Below are 25,221 nucleotides of genomic sequence, written 5' to 3'. Positions count from 1 at the left end.
ATCTCCTCAATTAATCAGACCATGATCAGTTTTGATCACCCAGTTGGTACCAGCCTGATAAATAGATTTAACGACACCATAGCCTCGCAAATTTGTTCCCGGCTCAACTTCGTACTGGCTTTGCTCACCAGATGGTGCGTTATCATCCTGAACCATACCCAATAAGGGAGATGCAGAAACAATGCGGTAGCGCGGTACCCAGTTATGGTTTGGTCGGGGTTGTTCAGAGACCGCAGTTAGGTGTTCCGGCAGAGAGGTCGGGCTTGCGGAAGGAGGTGGTGGGCTATTTTGCTGATTATTCATGGCAGCGGCTAAAGCACGCTTGGCCTGATCAGCGGCGGTTTCTCTTGCCTGATTGGGAATATCCGTCGCGTCTGCGACAGCTTTTCTGGCTTCAAGCAGTGCGAGGCGTCGGGTAAAATCCGCGCGGGCTTTTTGGGCCTCAGCACGCTCTTGCTGCAGTTCCTGACGGAGAGAACGCATTTCTGTCCGCGTATTTTGGACGAGGGCTGCTTCCATCGTCACCAATTGTAAGACATCAATCTGATCCTTTGAGCTCATGGGAGCTGCAATCAGGTGACGTGCTGTCTCCGTTGCTGTTTGTGGTGTCAAAGGAGGTGGTGGGGAGACTGGATCAACTGCCGCTGCTTGTTCTGTCTCGCGTGACTGTACGGGAGGCGACTGGGGCGGTGCTGGTGTGTTTTGTACGGTTTTCGGATGTGATCCGGCCGCGATCATTGCGCTGAGATCATCAGTCGGTGGAGCCTGTTTGGCTTCAGCTATTTCCTGACGACTGGGTACATGAACCGGCGGCTGAGAGTGTGGGTCAGGTTGGTGTTTCTGCTGCACGGGTGGGGCTGGCAGCGTTTGGGCGGTTATACCGACTTCCTGTCCAACTGGCGGCAAGGTGCTGGGACTGGAATGAAAAGCCCACCAACCGCCGAAAAGTAGCAATAAAGCCCCAGAAGCAGCTCCTCCCATAAGGAGACGTTTATCGGGCAGTTTTTTCTTTGCTTCCGCCTGCCCAGAATTGTCCGTGACTGTGTCTGCAATCGGATCTTGTACATTCTCAGAGGGATCTCGTTCTGAGGGTTCAACTGCTGGCAGTTGATTTTGTGGACGTAGGTGGCGGATTGTTCCGGTGTCATCCTGCGGAAATGCAGTCTGACGGGGTTCTGCTGACATGATCCTGTCCTTTGTAGGTGAGACTGGGGACAGGATCACGCATCATGATGCGACGAGTTTAAAAAAAACGGATTTAGTTTTTTGTTTCAACGTTGGTTGTAAACACGACACCAACACTGACATTTGCTGCCATATTAACTCTAGGCTGCGTTGGCATCTGTTGCATCAAGGCACTATTAACCTGGCTAGCTGCCTGTCCGGCCGCGACACCAAGTTGCTGGGGAAAATTGAGGCGTTGGACGTAATTGACGTTACCCAGTCCACCGATTGAACCAACTGTATTCGATGTTGTTTCAAGCGCGGACCCGAGACCTTGGACAAATGCAGCGGCGCCTGGCAGCAGGAAGCGTTCGACGTAGAGTTGATCAACGCTCGACGCAACAGCTGCCTCCATTGTTTTAGGTGCTACGACCATCCCGGTGACAGTAAGTGGTTCACCTTTGTGGTAAACAGTTCTAACTGACAGCACCAAACGATTCATATGGCCGCCTGCACGTGAGACGGAAGCTATCATTCTGTCGCCCGCAATCGGACCGGAATCCGCTTCCAGTACAATATCACCATTCAGATCGCTGTTTGTCGCGGTTACGGTGTGAGCATAAATCCCTCGACCTGCGGGGATCAGCACATGATTTTTGGACACAACCGAGTTGCTTGCAGACTGAGAAAGAGTGCTGGTTGATGACTTGTCATTTTTGCTGCTATCGGTAGCATCGTTTTTAGCCGTCAGATCCTCCTGAGTGAACATAACGGATGTGACAGGAACGTGTCCCACCATACGACTTCGGAGTGCGTTAATGGCGCCCGCATACTTTGCTATAGCTGGGTTGGGTCCCTGACCGTCGGATGATGTTGCTACAGCATAGGCGGGCGCAGTCTGGACAGGTGCCTGAGTGGGCGTGGGTGCAACCTGAGCAGGAGGAGTGGGCAGGCGTTTCGCCATTGAGGGATCCTCTTCCTCTCCCACTTCATGGATTGGCTCCGGCGGGGTTACTGACTTTCCTGGTGCAAAGTCAGGAGTGTAAGAGTTTCCAGTCTTTTGGGCAGTGCGAGCACTGTCCTCAATCTCGTCGTGTCGTAGTTGCTCCTGTTTTGGTGTCGCGTTGAGGCCACCAGGCAACGGGTTAATGGTTTGCGTTACACCCGCATTGGACTGCGGCATTTCCCGGTGATGAATGGAACTTACGGCCAGTACGACGATGATTAATGACACAACGCTGCCGCCAATTATGAATAGCCGGCGATTACCACCTTCTCCAGCTCGGCTAAGGATGTGTCTGAATTTGATCTGTTTGAAGTTGAAAGACATTACTGAGCCTCCCGAATACTGGCCGAAACGGTGCGACCTGAATCTGACAGCAGAACATAGGGCGTCTCATGAAACGCATAGATGGTGTAACCACCTTCACCATGCTCCGAGCTATCCCATGCAGGTGTCATAAGAACGAGCTTGGTTCTCAGGTACATTTCGTTGCCAATTTTCCACGCTCGAACGTCGTCGGGGGAAACACCTTCAACGCTTAAGGGAACTGCCGCGGCTGGTGCAATGCCGCTTAACATCGCATTGAGATAGGGGTCTCCTGTAGCGGGAGCACCTGGTCGGGTATCAATTTCAACTTTTGCGTTGGGACCATCGCCAGCGACACGGACAGTCAGGTTGTCATCATAGGACCCGCGACCAGCCAGCAAAAGAAAGGAAATAGGTTTTGGTGCATCCTTCAGAGTAACCAATAAACCACCGCGAGGCTGAAGCGAAAGCGGTTGAATGTTAATGGTATTGCTGCCTTTGTATGGGACGCAAACGTAAAAACCTGATGTTTCCACTGCCGGAGAGCCAGATTTCTCAGAGGATCCATTGGCAGACGCACCACAATTGGTCCCGCCAGAAGGATTGGCCGTCATACTACCGAGATTCCACGCAATCGGCCAAGGCTGTCCAGTGCGGTCTACAAACGAAATTGCAGTTGGATACCCTTTAGCAGTGAAGATGATGCTTGTTTGTTGGCCTGGTTGGAAAGAGACACGAATAGCTGGTCTTACGTTCGGGGTTGCCATCTCGGTCTGAACAGCTTCTTGTGCGCGATCGACCTCCTTCAGCCGCTTGCCAAGCCTCATGATTTCCTCAGGTGTCAACGGAATTGCCTCACGTTCAGCCTGTTGACGTGCCAATTGATCCTGATCTGGCAAACTATTGATCTGTGTCGATTGGTTCGCTGGCCCATTCTGAGCGTGGGCTCCCATAGGGAACAGGGCAAACGGAAGAATGAGGAGAGTTTTTACTATTTTCATGGCCTTAATTCCTCACCGGCCCGATAACCAGTTGGCTTATGGCCAGCCCATCGGGGTGATCCATATCGTCAACACGATCTATGATCATGGTTGCCATCAGTGTTTGGGTATTCTGCTGGTTGACGTTCTCGCAGGTTTGGATGAAAGGAAACTGGACCACGTAATGCGCGCGTCCGTTCACAATCTTCTGGTCACGAATGGTCGCAGCGCGTGTTGGCTGCGCGAAGCATAGTAATTTTGCCTGTTTCAGCTTATCCAGATTACCTGCCTGAATAAAAGATCGTGCAAAACTGTTCCATCCATCAATGGTGTAATGCGCTCCGGCAACATTCAGCTGCGACGGGTAGTCGCGATAGTTGATGTTATAGGGTGCTATACCCCAGCGCACAGCCCACGACAGGAGCTGGTCCTGACCCAATATAGGACTATCCAACGGCACTGCCGGTCGCGGCGGGTTTTGTCCATCCACATAGAAAAACTTTGGGCGTGGTGGATTGGCCCAGACGTAAACATCATGAACAACAAACACCGAGAGCAGGGCACTGAGAGTAATATTTACCCACAATGATCTTTCAACAACACGTCCCTGAAAATCCGGGTCACTGAGACGCCGGAGAATGGCCTGTTTCCGACTTTTCATAGCGTCCACCCCCCAAGGGCGCGGACAATTCTATTTAGACCTATCATCGATCTGTCCTTCTTAGATGTTTCTGAGGACAGCGTGATGGTTTTAGATGCGACCAGATGCTTTTATTTTCAGTTCTGTGATTTTTTTTATGCTGCTAGATCGTATGCGGCTACGAGACCACGCAAACGGCGGGAGTTCCGGGCACGGCGGCTGATCCGACGCAATTTGCTATTTGTCCAGAAACGTGCCCCTTCCATGACGTTGCAATCCCGACGGAAAATGCCTCGCGATTGAATATAAGAGATCGCATTTTCGTAGATAAAGTAATCCAGTTTCTTACGTCTGGATTCAGGGATGCACTCTTCCAGGCTGGCATGAGACCTGATGGCGTCTGATGTGAGGAGAAAATCCTTAGCGATGATATGATGGCTTTGAAGCGCAAAATAACGATTGGCGCATTCAATGTTTGCTGCCTCATTCCAGCGCGTTTTATCCGATCTTGCCATGCATGTGATTGTTACAAGGTGTCTGCAGCAGCGCACACGGTAGGTCCGACCGCGCAATTCTGTACGTGTCAGCACACTTGCCTGTGCCCATGTCAGTATTGTCTTTTTGTTAGACTTGAGAGCGCTATTTCGTAATTCTGTTTTATGCTTCTCAGCTGTCTCGCGCGAGACTTGTGTACGGGCAGGGAGTCCCAAAGAGCGACGTTTGCCAGAAACACTCGAACGGGAGCGCTTCAGTCTTTTTGCAATCTCCCCCGCTTGTTCGCCTCTGTTCCACATTTGACCGAGAATAATCAGCTCGTCTCTTTGCCAGGCCTTTTCCCGACCAGGTATCCGATAACCATGCATGACGGGCGCTTTGTTCCAGCCCTCATACGCGGCTTCCGCCTCCTCAATAGTGATCCCAAGCAGTTCAGAGGTGAGCGTAAAATCACGCGTCAGCCGCATAACCTTTCTGATCATCTGTAAGGTTACAGACTGAGGGAGCCAGAAGCGATCATTTCTTGTGATGACAGCGCAATCAAGCATGGCCGTGTCCTGTCGGTATGTGATGAATTGACACGAGATAGCACTGCGACCGCACAAGAGGTCAACAGAAATATCAGGAGATATACAAACCCACGGGAGGCGACAAACGTATTGGAATCTCTTTCCTTCGTTTGTGAAGTCGGTGATCTATTTGACGATGAAGAACAAACGGGGTGAACGCTCGTGTGTGTTCATTATTTTAAGTTGCTGATATTAAATGATTATAATTTTTCTATGACAGTCACGAGCGCTATAGTTTTTTAGCCTGGTTGACTGGATCAGATTTTTAAGTTGCGATTTAATAGCGTAAATAATCACGTAAAAGTGAACGCATTAAACCCTTATTCATTTTATGGAGATGTTAAAGGGCGTTCCAAATTATCTCGCCAAACTTCTCAGAACATGACCTGTAACTCGCTCATGATGAATGAAATCGGCCTGAACTGTAGCAATGAGTTGTTCTTAAAGCATCCTGTCAGAATTTTTTACGTTTCTGACAGGACGAAAATGATTTTATTGTTTTGATTATCGCTAGTAAGGTGGTGTACCAGTCGATGTACGAAATAAATATTCTACCGTTGACAACATCTCGTTGACTGACCCGATTTGACCACTCGCTATTATTGATGCTGCTCGCCGTTCTAAATCAAGTTGATCTTTTTCTGTTTCAGCGTCAGTTTTAAAGAAGAATGAAACAGGCGCGCTTAACGCTTCAGCAAGTTGATATAACGTTTGCATTGAAGGATTTTGTAAGCCAGCCTCAATAGCAAAGACCGATGAAAATGGAACACCCGAAGCTGTTCTGAGTTCTCCTCTGCCCCATCCTCTAACAATTCTAAGGCTCCGGACCCGTCTCCCTATCATAATAAGGGATTCTAGTGAGCCGGGGGGGGCTACTTTAAATCCGGCTTCGGCAGCGAATACAGCAGTCGTTTCATCTATGGCCGGGTTTGTTGGTCTGGCCATGTCGGATAATGTCCTCATTAACTTGAGAAGGTCTGGTTTGGAAGTTTCCAACAACCTTGCCGCATCTAGAAGACTTTCAACATCCTTTTGTGTTAGAGGTTCTGGGAAAGGGACCAAAGCTCCTCCATGAGGCGGGAGAACTTGATCAAAATCCAGCTGTAATGCTTTTGTCAGCCCGAAAAAAGTTGCAGCAGAAAAGGGTTTACCTGTTCTCTGGCTTGTCCTGAAATACTTGATCGTACTTAAGTGGATACCAGACAGTTTTGACAAAGTCGTTGTGGTAATACCAATACGTGTACACTGTTCAATTAGAGTTCTACTGATGTTACGGTACAGAAGTCCATCTTTAAACAGTTTCGCGTTGGCCTGCGTCTCTTTCGTTTTCTTCGCCATATCATAACTCTTTCTCGGCAGGCGCCCCGATCGCCATAAGATCGGGGACAAAGCACCTTCATCATGGTGCTTCTACTAATGCGTAACGTCCTTTCGTTCGTTAAACTCCATTCTAGTCAATACCAGTCAATACCTATATATCGAGTGTTAACTCGACTTAATATGCTTTTTGGTCGCATCATAACGGGTTTCATATGGTTTCAAAGGAGAGAAACCTATGATTATCCCCACTATCTGCCTTACTATCGGCCTAGCCGCCCCCAATGGTCACCACCTGTCCATGTTCCATCATGCGGCATTTGAGCTGGTTCAACCTGGTCAATCGATACGTGCAGACGCATTGAAGCTGAACGATACTTCATCGAGTGATAAACCCCGGCAAATGTCGGAAATGACTACAAAGGATGTCACGGTTAAATCGACACATAACCATTTTCGTCGTGTTGATGGCTTTGGCCACCACGTACCTTTGAACTTTGCCGTAAGACAGATCGTACCTCCTCACGTGAAAGTAACGTCTGCGCCGGATGTTGACCTCTCGCGGCTGGTGAACTGGGCAGGCGGAGATACATGGAACAGAGTGTTGGCTTCTACTGTGGCCCCTCTCGGTTACGCCATCGACGTTGGGCACAATTCCGTCCGAATTCTAACAAAAAAATCTGTTTCGTCGCATCATGATCACTGACGGTTACCTCAATACAGGAGGTAACCCATGGCGCAGGCGACAACACCGCACGGCAATCGAGACAGAACGCAACACGGCGATGTCTTGATGGCTCTTGAAAATCTTGCCCGAGACATTTCCCAGCAAGGTTCTGATTACACTCTCCATCGTCTAAAGGACCCCGAAGTTCGATTAGTCTGGACCAGAACGCTAGAGTTAATACCACCCCAATACTGGAATGAACTGAGACAGGCTCTTGATGAGCTGACGGGTCCACATGGAAGTCTCTCAGGGCTGCTGAGTGGGGATTCTCCCTTCACCAGAGGTGTCTTCGGTCGCGCAAGGGTGGAAACACTGGGCCGGCTAATTGCTCCTGAGCGCTTGCAAACCCTCGCGAATATCATCCCCTCACATGCAAAGACTTCCTCATGAAGGTAAGAGATCACCTTTTCTCAGCCGTCATTCTTGCTGGGCTTCTGTCGAACCCAGCTTTGGCACAACAGACTGAACAGGGCAGTGTCGGATGCGCCGATTTAACCCAAGCGGCGGCAAACGCTATCAACCAACGCGTTCAGGCTAATGATGCATATGAAAAACAACCTGAAAGCGTCGGTGCGCTCTCCTGTCTGGACGGCTTCCTTCATGGTCAGGGCCTGAATGTCATCACGAGTGGCCTGGATCCGGCTTCTCTCATCCAAAGTCTTGAAGACCAGTTGGGCTCGCAGATCTGTCAGGCTGCTCAGAGTGCCTGGGGGAACGCTATGGGCGGCACACAGTGTAGCCTGAGTTTATCAGGCATCAATCTGGGCCTTGGTTTTGGAAATGTCGGAAGTGGCACGATGTGCCCCTCACTCAATTTTGGCGGTGGTGGTCCCCCACTGGCATCAGGTGGAATTGGCACATCGGCAGGCTCAGGTTCGCTTTACGTCCAGAGCAATCCACTTCTGCCGGCCGGTTATAGTGCCAACAGTGTCATGGACGGAGTGTTCTGATGGCTAAACAGATCACAAGAACTTTCCTCCTTGCAGCGGGTGTCTGCGTCCTGACAACCAGCTTACAACCGAAACAGGCTTATGGTTTAGGTGAGGCGGCTGTCGTTTATGCTATCCATGCTCTTCAGAGCTTTATGGGAAAGCGGATGGATAAGGTTGGAGAGAACATCACCAACAGCCTCAATGACATGAGTGATCCGCATTCGGTATCTTCCATGATCCGCGATGCCGCTACGCAACAAGCAAATTATGCCAAAGGACAAGTCGCCGCACAAAGTCGGATTGCCGATGCGCAGAACACCGCTATGGCTGCCTTCCTGAGGCGACAACAAGAAACAGGCATCCGTGATGAACACATGATGTCGCCGGAGTTCTGCAGTGGACTGGATAGTCAACAAGCGACAATGGCTGCAGCGAAAGCCTCCAGATCAGCCCTGGGAGCTATTACAACGATTGTTGAGCCGCGTGGTGAAGCCGCAAAAGGGACGCCTTCTTATTACGGCCGCGCGCAGGGGGTCGATGCCAATACAGTTTTCCATTTGAGACGTTACTGCTCTCAGGAGGATGTTGACGCTGGACTATGCAGTTCTGTTTCCCGCCTACCCAATGCAGATCAGCGGGCAAGCACGCTTTTTATGAGCGATACACTCTCCAGTGATGGTGCTGTCGATGCAGCCAATGATTACTCTACCAGCCTTATCCAGCCTGTAGCTCCAGCTGCAATCCGAGGTGAGCAAGCGAGTAGCACCATGGGCCGTGAGCAGATGATCCAACGGCGCTCATACAATGCCCGTATGTCTCTGGCACGGTTTATTCTCGCTTTTATCACGGCCCTTGAGACCCCTTCTGTATCGCTCACAGCAGATCAGAAGAAAGAAATGCAGGCAGAAGGGCTCCAGCCTCTTGATCGCGCATCATGGCTTCAGGCCATGAGTCTCGAAGTCAATCGCCGCGTCTCCAGCGTTAGCTGGAATGCGTCATTACAGGCTATGCCAACCGCAAGTGTTCTGCGTGAAATCGCAACAGAGCTGGCACAATCAAACTATCTGGCCATGCAAAATTACCGCCTCGGTCTTTATCAGGCGTCGGTGGGTGCGACCGGTATCGCACAGACAGAAGAAGCTCATATGCAGCACGCCTCTAACAAAATGCCCTCTCCGACCATCAATCCTTAACACAAGGGAAAACTATGTCCGACACTCTGAAACAGACCACTGATCTAGCCAATGTCTTAGATTATTTGGATCGCACAAAAGGTGTAGTACAGGAAAATGCACCCAACATCGCGCAGCGTTTTGAACGGCTAAAAGAGCAGATTGGTCAATCTCATGAAGACGATCCGTATTTTCGGACCCTGGTCGCTTATGCCGTACAGGATTTTTCCCGCGTAGCAGGACAAGTTCTCCCTGACAGTCATCCGCTTGCAAAAGAGATGACAGAATTAGCGACATCAGCACCTAATATTCAGTCAAAAGAGGTCCAACAGTTGATGGTTGAGACCTCCAAACTTAAAGACCAGAGGCTTGTCGATCAAATACGAGAAGTCGTTGATCAAGTCTCCTCTGGTATGGCTGATCCTGAGCATCCTGACGTGCTGTTTTCTCTGGACAAGATTCATGAGGCTATCAACGCAACTTCCCCAGAAAACCACGCCCCTGATGATATGCCAGCAGCTGGTGGCGAACAAAAGAAACCAGGACTCCATCCGTCTCCCGGAGGAGGGCAATCGGAAGGCAACGGGTCTCCATCAGAACAGACTGGCCCGAAGCAGGAGCCTGAGAGTGCTAAACCTAATACTGAAGGGGTAGCACCACGAGATCCAGCAGGCGGCGATAAGAACGCTAGTTCGAAAAAGCCGGAGCCTGACGCACAGACCGAGCCAGAGCAACCCGTGGTGCAGAAGATGAGCATGGGCGCAGCACTCGTTGGCGGCTTTTCTCGACTGGCAGGCGCTTTAGCGAGTAAGATTGAAGCAGAACCCAGTTCTCTCTCTCCTGGATGGCTCGACAGAGCGCGTGAGAAGAGCAGCCGGCATGACGCGGCAAGAGCCGAGAACGATATGGATCGCACGGCTCAGCTGGGTTCAGAAGCCGTGGAAGCTATGCAAGCCCTGCGTCAGGGACCAGGTTCCAGCATTATGGCCGCGATTGCAGAAGCCGCAGCAAACAACCCCGGCGGGATGTCAGCAGTGCTATCTGAAATGAAACCTGGTGGGAAATATGAATCTCTCCATGGGCAATTCGTCTCCGAAAAAGAGAATAATCAGGCATTCGCTAGTCACCTCGAAAGTGCAGCCGAAAAGCTTGGGGCTTACGGAAAAGGAAGAGAGGCTGCCCAGAAAATTGCTGAAACGATGGGAACAACAGCCCGCGTGGAACAGCGGTTTGCACAGATTGATGCCCAGATTGGTAAGGAAGCAGAAGGATTGCCCGGTACCAAACCAGGCACCTCAATGATTGAGGAACTAAGCGAAAAAACTAAAGAGCTGGTCAAAAAGGCTGCTGAAACTCTTGCTTCAATCTTTCGCGCCGCTCCGAAAAGTGGCCCAACAATGTCACCAGGCTGATAAAACCATGACTAAGACGCTCCGAAGGGTTCTGGCATCAGCGATCATGGTGCTCGGACTAATAGCATACCTCCCATCTGCGTTAGCGCAGACAGGTTCTGTTACTGGGGGGACGCAGAATTCCGCGGCGGCTTCTGCATCAGATGCATCCGGATCTCATATAGTGACCTGGGATCTGCTGGATCCGGGAAACGATTGGGCTGCTGTCGTAGTGCGCTCCATTTTCCCGGTATTCTCGTCTGGGGATTCTTCTATTGGTTCCGAAAATACCGTCATTGGCACCATGCTTGCGTGGCTGTCTGCTTTTGCAGGCGCGATTGCCGCAGGTTGGGTGACTTACCTGTGGTTTACAACAAACTTTCGGGGCGCAGAGACAGCAAAATTATTGGGAGATAATCAATCCCAGATGTCGATTGTTAAGATCGGGCTGGCCGCATTGATGATGTTTCCAACTGTCTCAGGTTTTGGTGGTGGTCAGGCAGTGGTCGTTCAGGGCTCACTCTGGGCCATTGGTATGGCAAAGACCATCTATCACTATGCTGAGAAAGCTATTGGGCCGGATGGAAAAGCCATCGCCACTCCTATCGTCCCAGGCACCAAAGGAATTGTTCTTAATCTCGTTAAAGATGAATTCTGCCGATCCTTGCTGAATGCTGCATCGAACAATCCCGATCTTATCCCCATCCCAGTAGGACGCACGATCAGGGGTATTTCTGGGAACTCAGAGGGGATTGTTGTCAACTATGCCTATAACATGACTTTGGGTGACGGCACGCCCACGTGTGGCGCGATCAACCTTGAAACACCGGCAATGGGAAAGACCAACCTTGCTGGTGTGTCTGTAGACACAGCGACAATGCAGCGGAATGTTCTTGATGCTGTTCTTGCAGCAGATATCCGCGGGCAGGTGGAAACTGTTGCCCGTAATTTCTGGATGTCCAAGAAGACGCAGGATCTCGCCCCACTGATGAATATCGTGACAACTGCAACAAATGATTACACGTCACGATTGACTGAGAAAGCGGCACAGATGCGCTCTGAGCTGGAGAAGTCAGTCAGCGATCGTTCAACCACTTTAAATCAATGGGGGCTTGGTACGAACGGAGATGCGACCAACACCGCCAACCGACTGGATAGTCTGGGCTGGTCTGGGGCAGGGGCCTATTATCTGGAATTTGCCAGATTGAACGGTCAGACACTGAGTCTCATGACTGCTACCCCGAATGTCACAACTCCCAGTTACAGTGGCATTGGTTCTGCACTCTCCTCTGACGTAGCTCCTCTGATCCAGTCGGCACATACATTTTTGGGTAATATCGATGCCCTGGTTGACACAACGGATGGGATGAGTGCTCCGGGAGGTAATAGCGATCTCTATTCAGGGGCCATGCCTGGTGGCGATGGCTCCAGCACGGTCACCCAGCTCTTTCGTGCCCTGCATCTTAACGACTACGCACTACAGATGCTGATAGGCTTTTTGGAACCATCAGGTACTGGAGGTTACTGGATAGATCCTTTCGGAAACCTGATGTCGCTGGGACATTGGTTGATTACGATTTCTGTTGCGACCATGGGTACTGCTTCAGTCCTTTCTTCGACTGCCGGCACAATCAGCACTGGCATTCTATCCCTGATGGCAGGCCAGCCTGAGGGCGCAGTGGCGGCCGGGATTGGACACATAGCGATGCAGTTTTTCTCTACACCTGTTATGCTTGGCTGTATGGCCATGTTGATACCAGGTTTGACAATGGCTTTTGTTCTCCCGATGGTACCCTATGTTATGTGGATGGCCGGTATCGCCAGTTGGCTTATTCTGGTGTGTGAAGCAGTTGTGGCAGCACCATTATGGATGCTGGCGCACATGACACTTAACGGAGAGGGTCTGCACGGGAACGCACGTCAAGGCTATGCGCTCTTGTTTGATGTATTATTCAGACCAACCCTGATGCTGTTTGGCCTATTTTTCGGCTACTTTGTATTTGATGCCATGTCATGGCTGGTACATCAGACATTCGGCGTGGCTGCAGGATTTGCTCTCTCGCACGGCTGGCTGGTCAGCAACTTTCTAGGCATGCTTCTTTTGGTGTGGATGTTCGTGTTGCTCCACATGATCCTGGCACTTGCATCGTTCAGATTGATCGCAATCATCCCGAACCGTGTTCCACAAATCCTTGGTTTTGGTGGCGGAGAGCGAATTGATGTGGATGCCTTTAGCAGAGATGTCGCTGCAGTTGGCATGGCTGGTGCTATGCAAAAAATGCAGGATGCTTTGAGACCAAATGTTAACGACCATAATAGCCAAAACGTACCACCAGCAGGGAACAAGCAAAAATTATCTGGTGGAATTGGTCATAGCGGCGCTATTGGTATAGACACTACTATGAACAAAACATCGTAACTTAGGATGTGAAAGGAGATCGCTAATGTCTGAGTCAGGTCTTGGTGCACTCTTCGCATACGCCTTGGGACGAAATGCTGCGGCTGATGCTGCTTTTTCCTCGGCTTTTAAACGCAAGATGAGTGGTGAGCGGACATGGCGTGATGCTTATCATGAATTGGAAACAGCTCATAATAAAGATGTAGACACAGCCCGCCAACTGTTTGCAAAGTATGAAGCGAGAATTGCAGAAAAAGAGCAGAAGCTGGAATACCTAGAACAACAACTAGTTGCAGCAAATGCGGCAAATGATGAACTGAAACGACAGCTTGAAGCTGAGAAAGCTCATGGCGTTATGCTTGATGATCGTTTGTTTGATCTGAGTATGCGCCATGCCAGACTATGCAAGAAAACCAATACTAAGGATTCTTAGGGCCCATAGGTGTTTCTTGTCGCATGATGAGGCCGCATCGTCTGATCCACCACAATGGAGAAGACAATGCGGCCTTATTTTTATCTTCCGATTGCCCTGATGTTAGGTTTGACAGCATGTGATGGGGGAAACGTTGAATCCGCGTCCCGCGCCCATGGCCCGAAACCTCCTAAGCTTCATAATTTGTATTATGAGCCCAACGGGGCTTACGGCTCTGCAAGAGCTATCTGGGCACCACCAGTTTACAATCGGCAGGGTACGATCGTGAAACCTACGGATACACGTAACGATACCGGCCGGGAGGATTATGAACATTCGCCCTGGGCGACAGGTGCAAGCGGTGGCGACCAGAACGCCCCGCCAGGCACTTGGTAGAAGAAAGGGCCGCTCTATTTGAGCGGCCCTTTCATTATGGGCAGTCGGGGAAAAATACTCTCTGCTCTATCCATGAATTGTCTGAAAGTTGCTATCTGTCCCGTCCGTAACTGCCAGTTGAGTGAGCAATTCCACAAAGAGACGGACCCCAGAAGGGCGAGGAAAGGCAAGAACGCAATAGAGGCAAGAAGTCGGTTGCCTGTCCATGGAAAAAAAATCATTTCCAGTGCCCACAACCCAAACAGCACTGTTGCAATCAGTCCAGCACTATAGGCCCGAATAAAGGTCTCTTTCTGCCGTCTCATGATAATAAGTGCCAGATCTTGGTCACTCAGGTGACTATATGAGACAGCCTGACGAATGCTGGGCAATTGCCGGCCGACAACATCGGCCTGAGCAGGGCTGTCTAAAATCTCCTGCCCTTTGCCATTTACAGTCTCTTCGGGATTTGGCCGCGCAGATAACTTTAGAATTGTCCAAAGCAACCTGATGACATTGAAATTACTTATTATACGCCGCCACCCAACAGCTTCCACGGGAGAGCCTGTGATGTGGGTGGCTACTTTAACCGAGGTCCGGATGATCCCTTTTTTCGCAGTATGAGGCGGCGGGTTGTCTTTTTTGCTCATTGGCTCAGCTCCCGCACAAAGGACTCTTTATCAGTCGGGTTGCCCTCAAATCGGCCCAGTGACCCGTCTTTTTTGATCCATAGAAATGTTGGGGTTCCTTTCAAAGAGATACTCTTGGCAAAAGCCCCATTCGACTCAAGTTGGTCTGTTGCTTCAGCTGAAGGGGAGTCAGCCCGCTCATGTAAATGACCGTCGATCCATGCGCGTACCATCTCCTGAGGCGAATAGGACAACATGGCCTTGGCATTGAGGGTGCTTTCACCGCGATCTTCATAATCAAGAACTGAAAGGGGCACGACTTTCAGATGAAGTTTACCAGACTGGACTAACGGCATAAGATTTTGAGCCGCCCGGATAGAGTACATGCACTGTGGATCTATCAACATCACTGCAGAGGGAGCAGAAGCTAAGCCCACGTCCCCACCATGCAAAGCAGCAAGAGCGGTTTGAGTAATCTGTGCATTGTCCATATGCACAGTCGGAACAGCTCCTGGGATGTGCTGGATCTGTTGTCGGGTGATATCCCGTCCAGATGCGTCCCAGAGCGAGCCTGCTATAGCAGCCTGAGCATCAGGCGTGGCATATATTACCTGGAAATGTGTCCCGTTCTGCAGAAACATTCCCCGGATACCTTGCCATGGTTCGAGATCTGTTGCGCGCTTTCCTGAAAGGGATCGCAAAGTGTCATACGGCACTGGAATGGCTGTGCCGCCCAGTACGCTTTTCCGATCTTTAGGCATGAAATAAACAAAAACACGATCTGGGGTATAAGCAACGCCTGTCTCGAAACCATGAAACTGGCCTTGCCCAGAAAGCTGAGCGCCTGAACCTGTAAGGTGCTTTAGGGCATCCCCTGTATCAGGTGTGTTTTCGTGTTGAACAAGAGGCGGTGGTACCGCCGTGGCTGGAGATCCCGTTTTGCTATCAGTAGAGACTGCGCATTGTTGCGCCCAGGCGAACGTCGGAGCAACCAGCGTAACAGCAAGGGCAAGCGGATAGAAACGTAGCACGATATTCTCCCAACGTGATGTTGGGAGAAAATTTATCGGGTCAGGATGCGACCGAATGGTTTTTTTTGCCTCTACTAAAATTAGAGAGAGTGCTGGATGGTATCCAATGTAGTGGTTCTGGTGTTACCTCAGGTAGGATAGGTCTTATAATCCTCAAGAAACGGGTAATTTGGCGTTTTTCAGGAGATGTAGCCTTACGTCTATGATATTTCACCGTCTCAATATGGTGTACCCATTGCTCTCTTGGAAAAGACAAAGTTAGGACAAGCGATGATCTTAGAATGGGGTGGGGGCAATCTGGTATCACCCGGCAAATATGTTGCTCCAGAAAGACGATGGCTTCTCGAACGCATGTCGGTAGATCTTCCTTTGCCAGCGATGCAAGAGAAGAAAAACCCCTTGAGAATTCTTCGTGCATAAATGTTCTCCACGTGTCGCCAAAATGGGCCGACTATGCGCTATTTCCGTATTTCCTCGCTGGTTAGGTTATTACGGATAGTTATTGAATAGGACTTCAAATAAAACATTTCACGCAACGGAGAGAAACCCCCTTACACGAAACCGTGAAGACTTAGCCTTTCCCAAAATTTAGTATGTGTCGTTTTTGTCACAACCAATCACGCTATCACCGTATTTTCTCCTGTTCGGTCGCATCATTGGTTTGCATATTTCTTCCATAACGTGAGGAGGAGGAAATATGCTCGCTACGGTTGAAAATCATGATCCTGATTCAGATACGCAGGTAGGCGGTATTGCTGCCGATCGGTTGCGTTCAATTATAGAACGAGTTGAACGTCTTGAAGAAGAGCGCAAAGCGCTCGCAGCGGATATCAAGGACGTCTTCACTGAAGCAAAATCAGCCGGGTTTGACGTTAGAACCGTCAAACAGATTATTCGCCTGCGTAAGCAGGAGCCGGCTGAGATTGAAGAACAGGAAACACTTCTCGATATCTATCGGCGTGCTCTCGGTATGTGAACTTGTTTCACTGGCTGCTAACTGAGCGCATTAATCTTCAATATAGCAACCTGACCCCTAATACGGCCGTCATGGAGTTAAAACCCATGCAAGGAACTGATCCTGCGACAATCATTGTGGCTGTAAACCGCGACTGTACCGCCATTTCTGGTTTTGACCTGCAGGTTTGATTTGTGATTTTTCGGAAACCATCTCGCAAGAATCCGGGTAGTGGAATTTGTTATTCCACGACTCCCTTTCGGTATCCGTCCAGTCCCGGTTTTCTGGGCATAAATGTCTGTTTTTGCTCAAATAGTGGTGCTGTTTGTTGTGGAATCAGTCTCAAACATTTATGCCCTTGTGGTTGGTCGCATCTTGATTGTGCATCCTGTCGCATGACGAGCACATAGTGGGTGCGCCAACCAAATGTCTCGTGTGCATCGGTTTTTCCTATTGAAAGGAAAAGATCGTGCAGTGAGGAATATGTAAGAGGTGATGGATAGGGCAGCCAGTGCGGCCTGGTTCGTCAGTATGACTGAGAGGAAGAATGAGCCATGACATAGTTTCCCCCAAAAACGACTGAGGCCCCGCTTTCGCGAGGCCTGCAGACACAAAAAACATTCCCAAGGGGATGTCGGAGTAAAAATCGTTTGGCGACAATTTTTCTCCGACATTTGCCGTAAAATTGCAAGTCTTTTCTTGCCATAGGGGATGCTTGTCCTGCGGGTCAGGAGCGCGACGGGTTTTTTTTACCCATTCGTCGGATAAAAAGAATAATGATAACAGAAGGTTATGCCCGTTCTGCGGGTATCAGGAAAATTACGCCTGCCATGGTTGCTGCGAGTGCAACTGCTGAAGCCCTACCGCTGCAGGCTGTGGAAATGAGCGACCTTTATCGCTATTTGCGTCAGGGACGGTCGATTCTCGGCCTGACATGCCAGCAGACAGAACTGCTCTGTTATCTGATCGCATTTACCCAACCTGCCGACTGGTCAGGTGAGGACGATGTTCTGCCCGTCTCGACGGCTTCCAATCTGGATATCCAGCAACGCTTTGACCTCGGCCGAACCCGCGTCAAAACTCTGTTGCGCGAACTTGCCGAAGCAGGGTGGCTTCTCTACCGGGATAGTCCTAACGGACAGCGATACAGGCGATCAGGCCCGTTCACTCCAAGGGGACAGCAGGCTTACGGCTTTGATCTTTCTCCGCTCGCCCGCCGATTTGAGGAATTGGAACGCGCAGCACAAACGGCTCTGTGGCGGCAACAGGAAGGTCGCCGCCTGCATCGCGAAGTCACGATGATTGCCAGGACGATCTATGCTCTTTTCCAGACTGCTGATGAGGCAGGGCTTACGGTAAAAGATAGACAACAGATACTGGCTCGCACCTCTGCGTTGGTCAGTCAGCGTGGGACAGATCGCGATCCTCAATGGCTTGACCCGATATGCCAGGAGTTACGCCAGCTTCACGATCAGCTGGAGAGGGACATTTCGTATCTTCAAGAGGTCGAACATCAACCTGATGAGACCAAAGCTTCGTCTCTTTTATCTGTGGAAAGTGACCCCATGGGGTCACCTGAGCGACCCCAATATACTAATACAAACCCATCCATATTAGCTAAAGCTACTGTAAAAGCAGACGGCTTCGCCGAAAATTGCATTGAAGCTACGCGTAGTCGGCCGTCCTCGTCTTCCCGTGTTGCAGAACACCAGGCGCCACCCCCTTCTGCGGCGGATCCATTGAGGGGATTCCGGGCCAAGCCGACATTCGTGCTGCATATTGCCCCGATTTTCCGTCAGTATTGCACTTCCGATAGGCCGGCCGAGACGCAGATCATCCAGGCAGCGCTCTACGCGTGCGAACAGCTGGGAATTTCCAGACACGCCTGGGCACAGGGCCAAGCTGTTTTTGGGGACTATCCGAATGCAGTGGTGATCGCAGCAATTGCCGCACGGACAGATGCTGGAGAAGTCCGTTCACCGGGAGGACTGCTCCGTGCCATGATTTCGCGCTACCTGTCGGGTCAACTCGCACTGGATCGTACACTCTACGGGCTGGCGGAGAAGCTGAAAAACGGTCCGACTGTCGTGCAGTAAGCGTCAAACAGGTGGTTTCAAGTTCAAGCAAAAAATGTGTTTTTGGTCGCATCATGCTCTGGCTGAGTCGTGATCGTAGGAGATCATACGATGCAGACGATAAGGGATATGTTTCCCCCTTCGCTCGGCACAACCGGGAGGACCGAGGGCACCATGCTTGAACCAACACGCTTTCCACGTGTCGAGCGTTACCGAGAGGAATTAGCAAATCTGACGTTTGAGCCAGTTTCTGCGGATATGACGTCTTTCTATAAGGTCCTGATCCGGGACGCGATGTGCGTCATGAGCGAACTTGATAGGCCAGATCGCAGTCAGATAGCCGAAATAAGCTCTCTTACAACCCTACTTATTGAGGCATGCGTACCGGTGGAAATTTTCATGGATTTTCTTCAACGCCTTCATGAGGAACTGGATGAACCAATCCGCCCTACGGAAGGAGATGAATGATGCCCGTCACCGACCCTTATCTCTATCCTGGCACGGAAGTTCTCGTGAACAAGAAGGGCTATCAGAATGCTGAACGCCTTCGCATTTTTGAAACAACCCGGTATCTCAGCCGTGCGATAACCATGCCCACGGATACCAACGCGACGTCCGCCCTTAAGGATTTGCATCACCATCTCTTTCAGGATGTCTACGACTGGGCCGGTCAATACCGGACGTGCGATCTCGCTGTTGATGGTCGGAAAGGTCTTCATCCAGACCGGATTTCCCAGTCAGTTCAAGGCGTATTCCAAAACCTGAAAGCCAATAATGGTTTGCGGGATCTGTCTTCTGACCGTTTTGCGCGGGGAGCTGCCACCCATATTGCCGCTTTGGACAGAATCCTGCCTTTTCGGCAAGGAAACCAGCAGGTCATCCTGCTTCATCTCTCACATCTTGCTCGGAACGCCGGTCATAATTTTGACCTCAGCCAACTCGATCACGATCAATGGAACAGAGCCAGCGGCAAAGCGGCAGTCAATGACGAGCGTCTTATGATGCATGCTATCGCGACGTTATTTAAGTCTGGGCGAACAATGACGCCCGACCAGGCGCATCGGGAAGCTCTGTCGCTCCGTGATCCAGCACGCCAGGAACTGCAATCCGGGATTGATGCGGCCACCAGAACACTGAACGCAGGCCAGGCAGATAGTGCCACGTTGAAAGAACTCAGGGGCTTACGGGGAGAACTGAAAGCTTTGGAAAGCGACACGCAGGTTGGCGCCGTTCTGCGTCATATCGATCAAGCCCAAAAGGCGGGCATTGAAAAGCTGACCGTTCTCCCCGGCCGCGACGGTTCTGCGCGTGACGCCATTTATGCCATCGGGCGGGCTGCCGTGCGTAGTCTTGACTTGCAGGACGATCAACGAGCAGTGCAAGGTATGAGTGCCGAGCAGACACGATCACCTGCATCGTGGTTCAATCGGGCCAGCCAGAAACTTTCTGGGTCGGAAGAAACACCTCCTCAGCCAAATAGCCCAAAATCACGTGGCCCGCAGTTTGGCTAGTTCTTGCTGAATTTAATCAGGCCGATGGCGTCTGATCACACGTTCTGCGTGATCTATCGCACGCTCCAGTTCCTCATAATTGATGGGAGCAAACGTGGGCGCCGGCTCTACCGGCCGGATGTTCACGTTCTCATCTGGAGGACAGGTTTCCTGACTTTCTTTTTTTCTCGGTCGCCCACGTTTTCTGCCTGGTTGGGGTCTTTTGGGAGGACGGACGATCTCGTGAAGAGGTTCCAGATCTTTCAGGGCGAACAGACGTCGCGCCGCACGATGCGTGACTTCAACAATCAGCCCCATTTCCAGAAAACGTTCCAGATAGATGTAGGCTGCTTTCAGCGACAGGCCGAGCTCAGCTGAGAGGCGTGTTGCCGAGACCACTGGATAGGCTGCGAGAAGATTGAATTGCCCCGGGATTTGTGGAGACGTTTTTTATCTGATTTAAGCGGCTAATGCATGTGATTTCTGTTGCGCATAAAAGCGTGCTTCAGCTTCTGCTGGCGGGATGTTTCCAATGGAGGACAGGAGCCGCCGATTGTTGAACCAGTCGACCCATTTAAGCGTTGCCAGCTCAACCGCGTCCCTGTTTTTCCATGGCCCCTGCCGATAGATGAGTTCGGTTTTGTAAAGTCCGTTAATGGTCTCCGCGAGGGCATTATCATAGGAATCCCCAACACTGCCGACAGAAGCGACAAGGCCCGCTTCAGCCAATCTTTGCGTATAGCGAATGGACACATATTGACAGCCGCGATCTGAATGGTGGGTCACTTTTCCCTCTGGCCGCCTCTGGCACAGAGCCTGCTCGAGGGCATCCAGCACGAAGTCGGTATGGGCCGTTGAGGAGACACGCCAGCCCACAATGACCCGGGCAAACACATCAATGATGAAGGCCACATAAACAAAGCCCTGCCATGTAGAAACGTAAGTAAAATCCGAAACCCAGAGTCTGTTAGGGGTTGGTGCATGAAACTGGCGCTGCACCAGATCCTGTGGGCAGGGACGTTGTGGATCAGGACGTGTGGTTCTGATCCCCTTGCCACGAATGACGCCTTTCAGCCCCATCCGGCGCATCAGCCGCTCTACCGTGCAGCGGGCGACATCCAGACCTTCACGTTTGAGCTGATGCCAGACCTTGCGCGCTCCATAGACGCAGAAATTATCGTTCCAGACCCTGCGGATTTCATGACACAGATCTTTGTCTTTCTGGTTGCGCACACAAGGATTTTTCTGCCTGGCAACGGTTGCATAATAGACAGATGGTGCAATCGGCAGGATCTTGCAGATTGACCCGACACCATATGTCTGCCGGTGCTCCTCAATGAAGCGCGTCATGGCCTGAACCAGATGGGGTGGACGGCCTCCCTGCGGCATCGATGTGCCATAATGGAGGTTCACTGACCATCAGAAGGAGACCGCCCGGATGAAAGCTAGCATAGTCGGCCTTGATATTGCCAAATCTGTTTTTCAGGCTCATGGAACTGATGCGAATGGAAAGAGCATTTTCAAATGCAAGCTTGGTCGCAGTGAAGTTTCGGCATTTTTTGCAAAGCTTGCCCCCTGTGAAGTTGTGCTGGAAGCCTGCGGGTCAGCGCATTACTGGGCACGGGTGATCGGCAGGATTGGTCATGATGTCAAACTGGTTCCTCCTGATCGGGTCAAACCATTTGTCAAAAAAGGCAAGAAAAATGACGCTGTTGATGCGGCTGCAATCTGCATGGCGGCAACTCATCCTGATACGATGTTTGTTCCGATCAAGAGCGAAGAGCAGCAAGGTGTGTTGTCGCTGCATTCCACCCGTGCTCTTCTGGTCAAACAGCAGACCATGTTGAGTAATGCGTTACGGGCTCTTGCTTCCGAGTTCGGGCTGATTGCCCCTCTGGGCACACGCCGGCTGCCAGTGCTGATGGCAAAAATAGAGGCATCAGCAGACCTGCCTGCTGCCATGAAGCAGAGTGCCATGTTGTTATTTGAGCATTACGAAAAAGTCGCTCAGAGCATTGATGCTTTGGAAGGGCAGATCCGGGCTCGTGCAAAAAACGATGATGATGCGCGTCGGCTGATGACCATTCCCGGGGTAGGTCCCATAACGGCTTCCATGATTGTCGCCTCGGTCGCGGATATTGGCTCCTTCGCCTCTGCGCGCCATTTTGCCGCATGGCTTGGGCTTGTGCCTCGTCAGCATTCTACAGGTGGTAAAACCCGTCTGGGAAGGATTACCAAAGCGGGCAACCGGCAGATAAGAACATTGCTGGTTCTTGGCGCCACGGCCATGCTTCATCGTGCCCAGAAGTGGGAGAGCGCTGCGGGTCAGTGGTTATGCGAACTCATGGCGCGTCGTCCAAGGCGTCTGGCAACAGTCGCACTTGCCAATAAAATGGCTCGTATCATCTGGGTCCTGTTGTCACGCAAAGAGATCTATCGTCCGATTGGGCACAGTGTTGCCGCAGCCTGATCTGCACCAGCAGGACGATGGACACTGGGGCTTGCTCCGGTAGATCCGGCAGTATGTATATGAACCGACGTGATGGGAAGACTGTCATTCAGAGACACAGTTCAGGCCATACCGTTCGACCGTCTGTGCCCTTGAGCACGCGATACCAGATTGGTGCCTGACACGTGAGCGCACACCCATGATGGCCAGCGCATAAAGTCGCACAAACAGGCCGGACATAAGAGCGCATCTGACCGGGTCTTCACGTTAAATCGGTATTTGTCATCCAGCCGATAGAATAATCCGTTTTGGAAATTACATCGAAAGAACATTATGAAGTATTGCGCTTAAACGGCCGTCCACATAGGCGGTCGAGTTCCGCCTGGGCAAAATACGCAGAAGCCTTACGCAGGATTTCATTGGCCTGCCGCAATTCGCGGTTCTCTCGCTCCAGTTGCCTGATCTTCTCTCGATCAGGCAGGTCACTCACCGCAGGTGCATTGGCCCGCTCATGCAGACGGGTCCATTTTGACAGCGTGTCAGGGTGAATATCCAGCTTTGGAGCGATCATCATCACCGCAGACCACCGCGAAGGATGGTTCTTCTCTTCCTCCAGAACCATGCGGGCTGCACGTTCACGAAATTCAGGCGGAAAACGCTTCGATTTATTGCTCATGAATTCTTCTTACCTCACGGGTCTTTCTGTCTCCACAAATCCCGGGGCAATTCAATATGGCATTTTTTCTATTCGTTCCTCCTGTGTAGCATTCATGAACGCAATTTTCATATGAAAATGATTATGTTCCGAGTGTTTATGAAATATCATTGTATGAGTACAATGTGCGGAACGACATCAGAAATATAGGACGGTATGCTGTGTCACAACATGCTTATCTCGCTGGTTGGAAGGATGCAGTCAGTCGGAATCCAGGAGCTACTTATCTGACAATCGTAGATGCTCTGGCGCTTTCTATCCGTAAGGGTGATCTGAGGGAAGGCGACAGACTGCCGACACAACGAACGATCGCAGGGTATCTTGAAGTCAATCTGACAACCGTGACCCGGGCGTTTACCGAGGCACGGCGGCGTGGCCTTATTGACGCGACGGTTGGCCGGGGCACCTTTGTCCGTGTTGGCGCAGGGGAAAGTCACTGGCGCCATACCGGTCCCGCCGTGGTTGACCTGACCATGAACCTGCCGCCCATCCCGCAGGACCCGCCCCTTCAGCGTATTATCCAGAGCGACATTACAGCTATTCTGAAGCAGCAGGATCTGAACAGTCTGATGTCCTATCGGGTAACGGGTGGTACACTGGAAGAACGCCAGATGGGCGCGAAATGGATCGCACCCGTCATCGGGCAGCGGCGCACAGATGAAATCCTTGTCTCGCCGGGTGCCCAGAGTGCTCTGGCTGCGATTGTCAGTACCCACACGCAACCGGGTGATGTCATTGTCACCGACCGCATCGCCTATCCGGGCATCCGGACCATTGCCGCGCAGTTCGATCTCATTCTGGTGGGTGTGGACAGCGATATGGAAGGCATGATGCCGGACCAGTTGGATCGGGTCTGCGCCGAACATCATCCCCGGATGCTCTACTGCATCCCGACCATCCACAATCCCACCACGGCCACGATGTCTCTGCAAAGACGCAAGGATATCCTGAAGGTTGCCCAGCGCCATCATCTGCATATTGCTGAGGACGACCCTTACAGTCTTCTCATGGACAATCCGCTGCCTGCGCTGGCGGCCCTTGATCATAGTCGTGTCAGTTACGTGGCGACTCTTGCCAAAACGCTCAGTCCGGGCCTGCGCACGGCGTATGTCGCCCTGCCCAACACGGACATGACCCGACGTGTTACGGCGGCGATCCGGGCGATTGCGCTCACCAATGCCGGTCTGCTCAGCGCGCTGACGGCGCGATGGATGCAGACCGAGCAGGCGCATACGATCCTCCATGCCATCCAAAAAGAACTGCGCCTGCGCCAGTCCATTGCCCGCAAGATTCTCGGAGAGGGGCACTGCATGAATCCTAACGGACCGCATGTCTGGCTGAAACTGCCGGACTGGTGGGGAGTGCGGATTTCGTGGCCTATGCCCGCAGGCGGGGCTGGCGCTGGTGCCCAGCACCGTTTTTGCTATCAACGGCGAGCCCCCGCAGCGCGCACGGATCGCCCTGGGCAGTGCACCTGACGCCGCAAGCCTTGAGGAATCCCTGCATGGGGTGCTGTCGGTCCTGCAGCACAAGCGTTCCCCTGGTTTTGCCGATATTGTGTGACCTGACAGCACGATCAGGAATGGTCGGAATCGCCTGATTCCCAGAGGCTGTTCGCGAGCGGCCAAAAAACAAAATCGCTTTCTGTTCACGAATGCGTGAAATAAATATCCTTACAAAACAAAGTGGTATTCAATTTATTCCCAATTGTCCTGCCCGTTAATATTTTTTGTATGGATCTGTCGTGGCTGAAAACAGGCCTGTCATGCGCTTTGCGTCGTTTGTCATGCATAGATCAGACATACAATATTTTGTCTCCCCGTCATCCCGTGCCACGTTCGCTTCGGCACAGCGGTCAGCTTCGGCTTCTCGTCGGAGACCGCAGCACACGGGAGATATAACATGCCGAAAGTCGAACACGCTCCGCATAAAGATGGCGATTGCTTCGTCAACTATGAAAATAAGGTCTTTGAGGACGTTAAAGCCAAACCCGGCG

At 51.4% G+C, this 25,221-nt stretch carries 20 protein-coding genes, 4 pseudogenes and 1 other annotated feature; of the genes and pseudogenes, 13 read left to right on the top strand and 11 right to left on the bottom strand.

What is annotated here, in order from left to right; all coding sequences use genetic code 11:
* Positions 1-6: 6 nt before the first annotated feature.
* The 6 genes from EOV40_RS12950 to EOV40_RS12925 form a co-directional block, all read right to left on the bottom strand.
* The gene (locus EOV40_RS12950; RefSeq protein WP_128106280.1) at positions 7-1,185 is read right to left on the bottom strand and encodes a hypothetical protein; all 1,179 of its coding nucleotides are present in this window, start codon (positions 1,183-1,185) and stop codon (positions 7-9) included.
* A gap of 73 nt (positions 1,186-1,258) precedes the next feature.
* Positions 1,259-2,494: a DotG/IcmE/VirB10 family protein gene (locus EOV40_RS12945; protein WP_128106279.1), complete on the bottom strand. Its 1,236-nt coding sequence runs from the start codon at positions 2,492-2,494 to the stop codon at positions 1,259-1,261.
* Positions 2,494-3,474, bottom strand: coding sequence for a DotH/IcmK family type IV secretion protein (locus EOV40_RS12940; RefSeq protein WP_128106278.1), 981 nt, complete (start codon positions 3,472-3,474; stop codon positions 2,494-2,496). The genes EOV40_RS12945 and EOV40_RS12940 overlap by 1 nt, the downstream gene beginning before the upstream one ends.
* 4 nt (positions 3,475-3,478) lie before the next feature.
* Positions 3,479-4,114 (bottom strand): DotI/IcmL/TraM family protein, encoded by a 636-nt coding sequence (locus tag EOV40_RS12935; protein ID WP_128106277.1) that lies wholly within the window; start codon positions 4,112-4,114, stop codon positions 3,479-3,481.
* A 134-nt stretch (positions 4,115-4,248) separates the two neighbouring features.
* Positions 4,249-5,136 (bottom strand): hypothetical protein, encoded by an 888-nt coding sequence (locus tag EOV40_RS12930; protein ID WP_128106276.1) that lies wholly within the window; start codon positions 5,134-5,136, stop codon positions 4,249-4,251.
* Between the two features lie 531 nt (positions 5,137-5,667).
* Complete coding sequence (locus tag EOV40_RS12925; RefSeq protein WP_128106275.1) at positions 5,668-6,495, bottom strand: helix-turn-helix domain-containing protein; 828 nt, start codon at positions 6,493-6,495, stop codon at positions 5,668-5,670.
* A gap of 217 nt (positions 6,496-6,712) precedes the next feature.
* Here EOV40_RS12925 and EOV40_RS15355 point away from each other — a divergent pair, with 217 nt between their 5' ends.
* The 6 genes from EOV40_RS15355 (at position 6,713) to EOV40_RS12895 (ending at position 13,527) form a co-directional block, all read left to right on the top strand.
* Positions 6,713-7,180 (top strand): hypothetical protein, encoded by a 468-nt coding sequence (locus tag EOV40_RS15355; protein ID WP_244297051.1) that lies wholly within the window; start codon positions 6,713-6,715, stop codon positions 7,178-7,180.
* 407 nt (positions 7,181-7,587) lie between these two features.
* Positions 7,588-8,151, top strand: coding sequence for a hypothetical protein (locus EOV40_RS12915; protein ID WP_116100352.1), 564 nt, complete (start codon positions 7,588-7,590; stop codon positions 8,149-8,151).
* Complete coding sequence (locus EOV40_RS12910; protein ID WP_128106274.1) at positions 8,151-9,326, top strand: hypothetical protein; 1,176 nt, start codon at positions 8,151-8,153, stop codon at positions 9,324-9,326. Before EOV40_RS12915 ends, EOV40_RS12910 begins: the two co-directional genes overlap by 1 nt.
* Before the next feature lie 14 nt (positions 9,327-9,340).
* Positions 9,341-10,717 carry a hypothetical protein gene (locus EOV40_RS15350; protein WP_237913920.1) on the top strand — a complete coding sequence of 459 codons (1,377 nt, stop codon included), beginning with the start codon at positions 9,341-9,343 and terminating at the stop codon, positions 10,715-10,717.
* Between the two features lie 7 nt (positions 10,718-10,724).
* Positions 10,725-13,115: a DotA/TraY family protein gene (locus EOV40_RS12900; RefSeq protein ID WP_128106273.1), complete on the top strand. Its 2,391-nt coding sequence runs from the start codon at positions 10,725-10,727 to the stop codon at positions 13,113-13,115.
* A gap of 25 nt (positions 13,116-13,140) precedes the next feature.
* Positions 13,141-13,527: a hypothetical protein gene (locus EOV40_RS12895; protein ID WP_128106272.1), complete on the top strand. Its 387-nt coding sequence runs from the start codon at positions 13,141-13,143 to the stop codon at positions 13,525-13,527.
* A 389-nt stretch (positions 13,528-13,916) separates the two neighbouring features.
* Here the strand turns inward: EOV40_RS12895 and EOV40_RS12885 are convergent, their stop codons facing one another.
* Positions 13,917-14,531, bottom strand: a complete 615-nt coding sequence (locus tag EOV40_RS12885; RefSeq protein ID WP_128106271.1) for a hypothetical protein — start codon at positions 14,529-14,531, stop codon at positions 13,917-13,919.
* Positions 14,528-15,541, bottom strand: a complete 1,014-nt coding sequence (locus EOV40_RS12880; RefSeq protein WP_128106270.1) for a thiol:disulfide interchange protein — start codon at positions 15,539-15,541, stop codon at positions 14,528-14,530. The genes EOV40_RS12885 and EOV40_RS12880 overlap by 4 nt, the downstream gene beginning before the upstream one ends.
* 697 nt (positions 15,542-16,238) lie before the next feature.
* On the opposite strand from EOV40_RS12880, the gene EOV40_RS12870 reads away from it, so the two are divergent.
* The 4 genes from EOV40_RS12870 to EOV40_RS12850 all read left to right on the top strand — a co-directional run bounded on the left by EOV40_RS12870 (position 16,239) and on the right by EOV40_RS12850 (position 20,082).
* Positions 16,239-16,517 (top strand): DUF2312 domain-containing protein, encoded by a 279-nt coding sequence (locus tag EOV40_RS12870; protein WP_128106269.1) that lies wholly within the window; start codon positions 16,239-16,241, stop codon positions 16,515-16,517.
* A gap of 755 nt (positions 16,518-17,272) precedes the next feature.
* A complete protein-coding gene (gene repC / locus EOV40_RS12860) occupies positions 17,273-18,592 on the top strand; it encodes a plasmid replication protein RepC (protein ID WP_128106268.1) in 1,320 nt (439 codons plus the stop codon).
* A 153-nt stretch (positions 18,593-18,745) separates the two neighbouring features.
* Positions 18,746-19,039 (top strand): hypothetical protein, encoded by a 294-nt coding sequence (locus EOV40_RS12855; protein ID WP_003626805.1) that lies wholly within the window; start codon positions 18,746-18,748, stop codon positions 19,037-19,039.
* Complete coding sequence (locus EOV40_RS12850; RefSeq protein ID WP_128106267.1) at positions 19,036-20,082, top strand: Fic/DOC family protein; 1,047 nt, start codon at positions 19,036-19,038, stop codon at positions 20,080-20,082. The genes EOV40_RS12855 and EOV40_RS12850 overlap by 4 nt, the downstream gene beginning before the upstream one ends.
* A gap of 12 nt (positions 20,083-20,094) precedes the next feature.
* Here the strand turns inward: EOV40_RS12850 and EOV40_RS12845 are convergent, their stop codons facing one another.
* Positions 20,095-20,460: a hypothetical protein gene (locus EOV40_RS12845; protein ID WP_244297050.1), complete on the bottom strand. Its 366-nt coding sequence runs from the start codon at positions 20,458-20,460 to the stop codon at positions 20,095-20,097.
* Between the two features lie 60 nt (positions 20,461-20,520).
* A pseudogene (locus EOV40_RS12840) lies at positions 20,521-21,447 on the bottom strand (IS3 family transposase); the annotation flags it as partial.
* Positions 21,337-21,457: a sequence feature (AL1L pseudoknot), on the bottom strand. It overlaps the preceding pseudogene by 111 nt.
* Before the next feature lie 42 nt (positions 21,458-21,499).
* Between EOV40_RS12840 and EOV40_RS12830 the strand changes: the two are divergent.
* Complete coding sequence (locus tag EOV40_RS12830) at positions 21,500-22,531, top strand: IS110 family RNA-guided transposase (RefSeq protein WP_128106266.1); 1,032 nt, start codon at positions 21,500-21,502, stop codon at positions 22,529-22,531.
* A gap of 457 nt (positions 22,532-22,988) precedes the next feature.
* Here the strand turns inward: EOV40_RS12830 and EOV40_RS15555 are convergent.
* Positions 22,989-23,132 (bottom strand): annotated as a pseudogene (locus EOV40_RS15555) (IS3 family transposase); the annotation flags it as partial.
* Positions 23,133-23,386: 254 nt separating this feature from the next.
* Here EOV40_RS15555 and EOV40_RS12815 point away from each other — a divergent pair.
* Together EOV40_RS12815 and EOV40_RS15595 are read left to right on the top strand one after the other, a co-directional pair.
* Positions 23,387-24,788 (top strand): annotated as a pseudogene (locus EOV40_RS12815) (aminotransferase-like domain-containing protein).
* A 339-nt stretch (positions 24,789-25,127) separates the two neighbouring features.
* Positions 25,128-25,220: pseudogene (locus EOV40_RS15595) on the top strand (MSMEG_0572/Sll0783 family nitrogen starvation response protein); the annotation flags it as partial.
* Position 25,221 lies beyond the last annotated feature (1 nt).

The organism is Acetobacter oryzoeni (assembly GCF_004014775.2).
Taxonomy (GTDB): Bacteria; Pseudomonadota; Alphaproteobacteria; order Acetobacterales; family Acetobacteraceae; genus Acetobacter; species Acetobacter oryzoeni.
This window is presented reverse-complemented; position numbering and strand designations above follow the sequence as displayed.

Coding starts and splice junctions, on each gene's coding strand:
- EOV40_RS12950 (WP_128106280.1), bottom strand. CDS start 1,185: ATGTCAGCAGAACCCCGTCAGACTGCATTTCCGCAGGATGACACCGGA.
- EOV40_RS12945 (WP_128106279.1), bottom strand. CDS start 2,494: ATGTCTTTCAACTTCAAACAGATCAAATTCAGACACATCCTTAGCCGA.
- EOV40_RS12940 (WP_128106278.1), bottom strand. CDS start 3,474: ATGAAAATAGTAAAAACTCTCCTCATTCTTCCGTTTGCCCTGTTCCCT.
- EOV40_RS12935 (WP_128106277.1), bottom strand. CDS start 4,114: ATGAAAAGTCGGAAACAGGCCATTCTCCGGCGTCTCAGTGACCCGGAT.
- EOV40_RS12930 (WP_128106276.1), bottom strand. CDS start 5,136: ATGCTTGATTGCGCTGTCATCACAAGAAATGATCGCTTCTGGCTCCCT.
- EOV40_RS12925 (WP_128106275.1), bottom strand. CDS start 6,495: ATGGCGAAGAAAACGAAAGAGACGCAGGCCAACGCGAAACTGTTTAAA.
- EOV40_RS15355 (WP_244297051.1), top strand. CDS start 6,713: ATGATTATCCCCACTATCTGCCTTACTATCGGCCTAGCCGCCCCCAAT.
- EOV40_RS12915 (WP_116100352.1), top strand. CDS start 7,588: ATGAAGGTAAGAGATCACCTTTTCTCAGCCGTCATTCTTGCTGGGCTT.
- EOV40_RS12910 (WP_128106274.1), top strand. CDS start 8,151: ATGGCTAAACAGATCACAAGAACTTTCCTCCTTGCAGCGGGTGTCTGC.
- EOV40_RS15350 (WP_237913920.1), top strand. CDS start 9,341: ATGTCCGACACTCTGAAACAGACCACTGATCTAGCCAATGTCTTAGAT.
- EOV40_RS12900 (WP_128106273.1), top strand. CDS start 10,725: ATGACTAAGACGCTCCGAAGGGTTCTGGCATCAGCGATCATGGTGCTC.
- EOV40_RS12895 (WP_128106272.1), top strand. CDS start 13,141: ATGTCTGAGTCAGGTCTTGGTGCACTCTTCGCATACGCCTTGGGACGA.
- EOV40_RS12885 (WP_128106271.1), bottom strand. CDS start 14,531: ATGAGCAAAAAAGACAACCCGCCGCCTCATACTGCGAAAAAAGGGATC.
- EOV40_RS12870 (WP_128106269.1), top strand. CDS start 16,239: ATGCTCGCTACGGTTGAAAATCATGATCCTGATTCAGATACGCAGGTA.
- repC (WP_128106268.1), top strand. CDS start 17,273: ATGATAACAGAAGGTTATGCCCGTTCTGCGGGTATCAGGAAAATTACG.
- EOV40_RS12855 (WP_003626805.1), top strand. CDS start 18,746: ATGCTTGAACCAACACGCTTTCCACGTGTCGAGCGTTACCGAGAGGAA.
- EOV40_RS12850 (WP_128106267.1), top strand. CDS start 19,036: ATGATGCCCGTCACCGACCCTTATCTCTATCCTGGCACGGAAGTTCTC.
- EOV40_RS12830 (WP_128106266.1), top strand. CDS start 21,500: ATGAAAGCTAGCATAGTCGGCCTTGATATTGCCAAATCTGTTTTTCAG.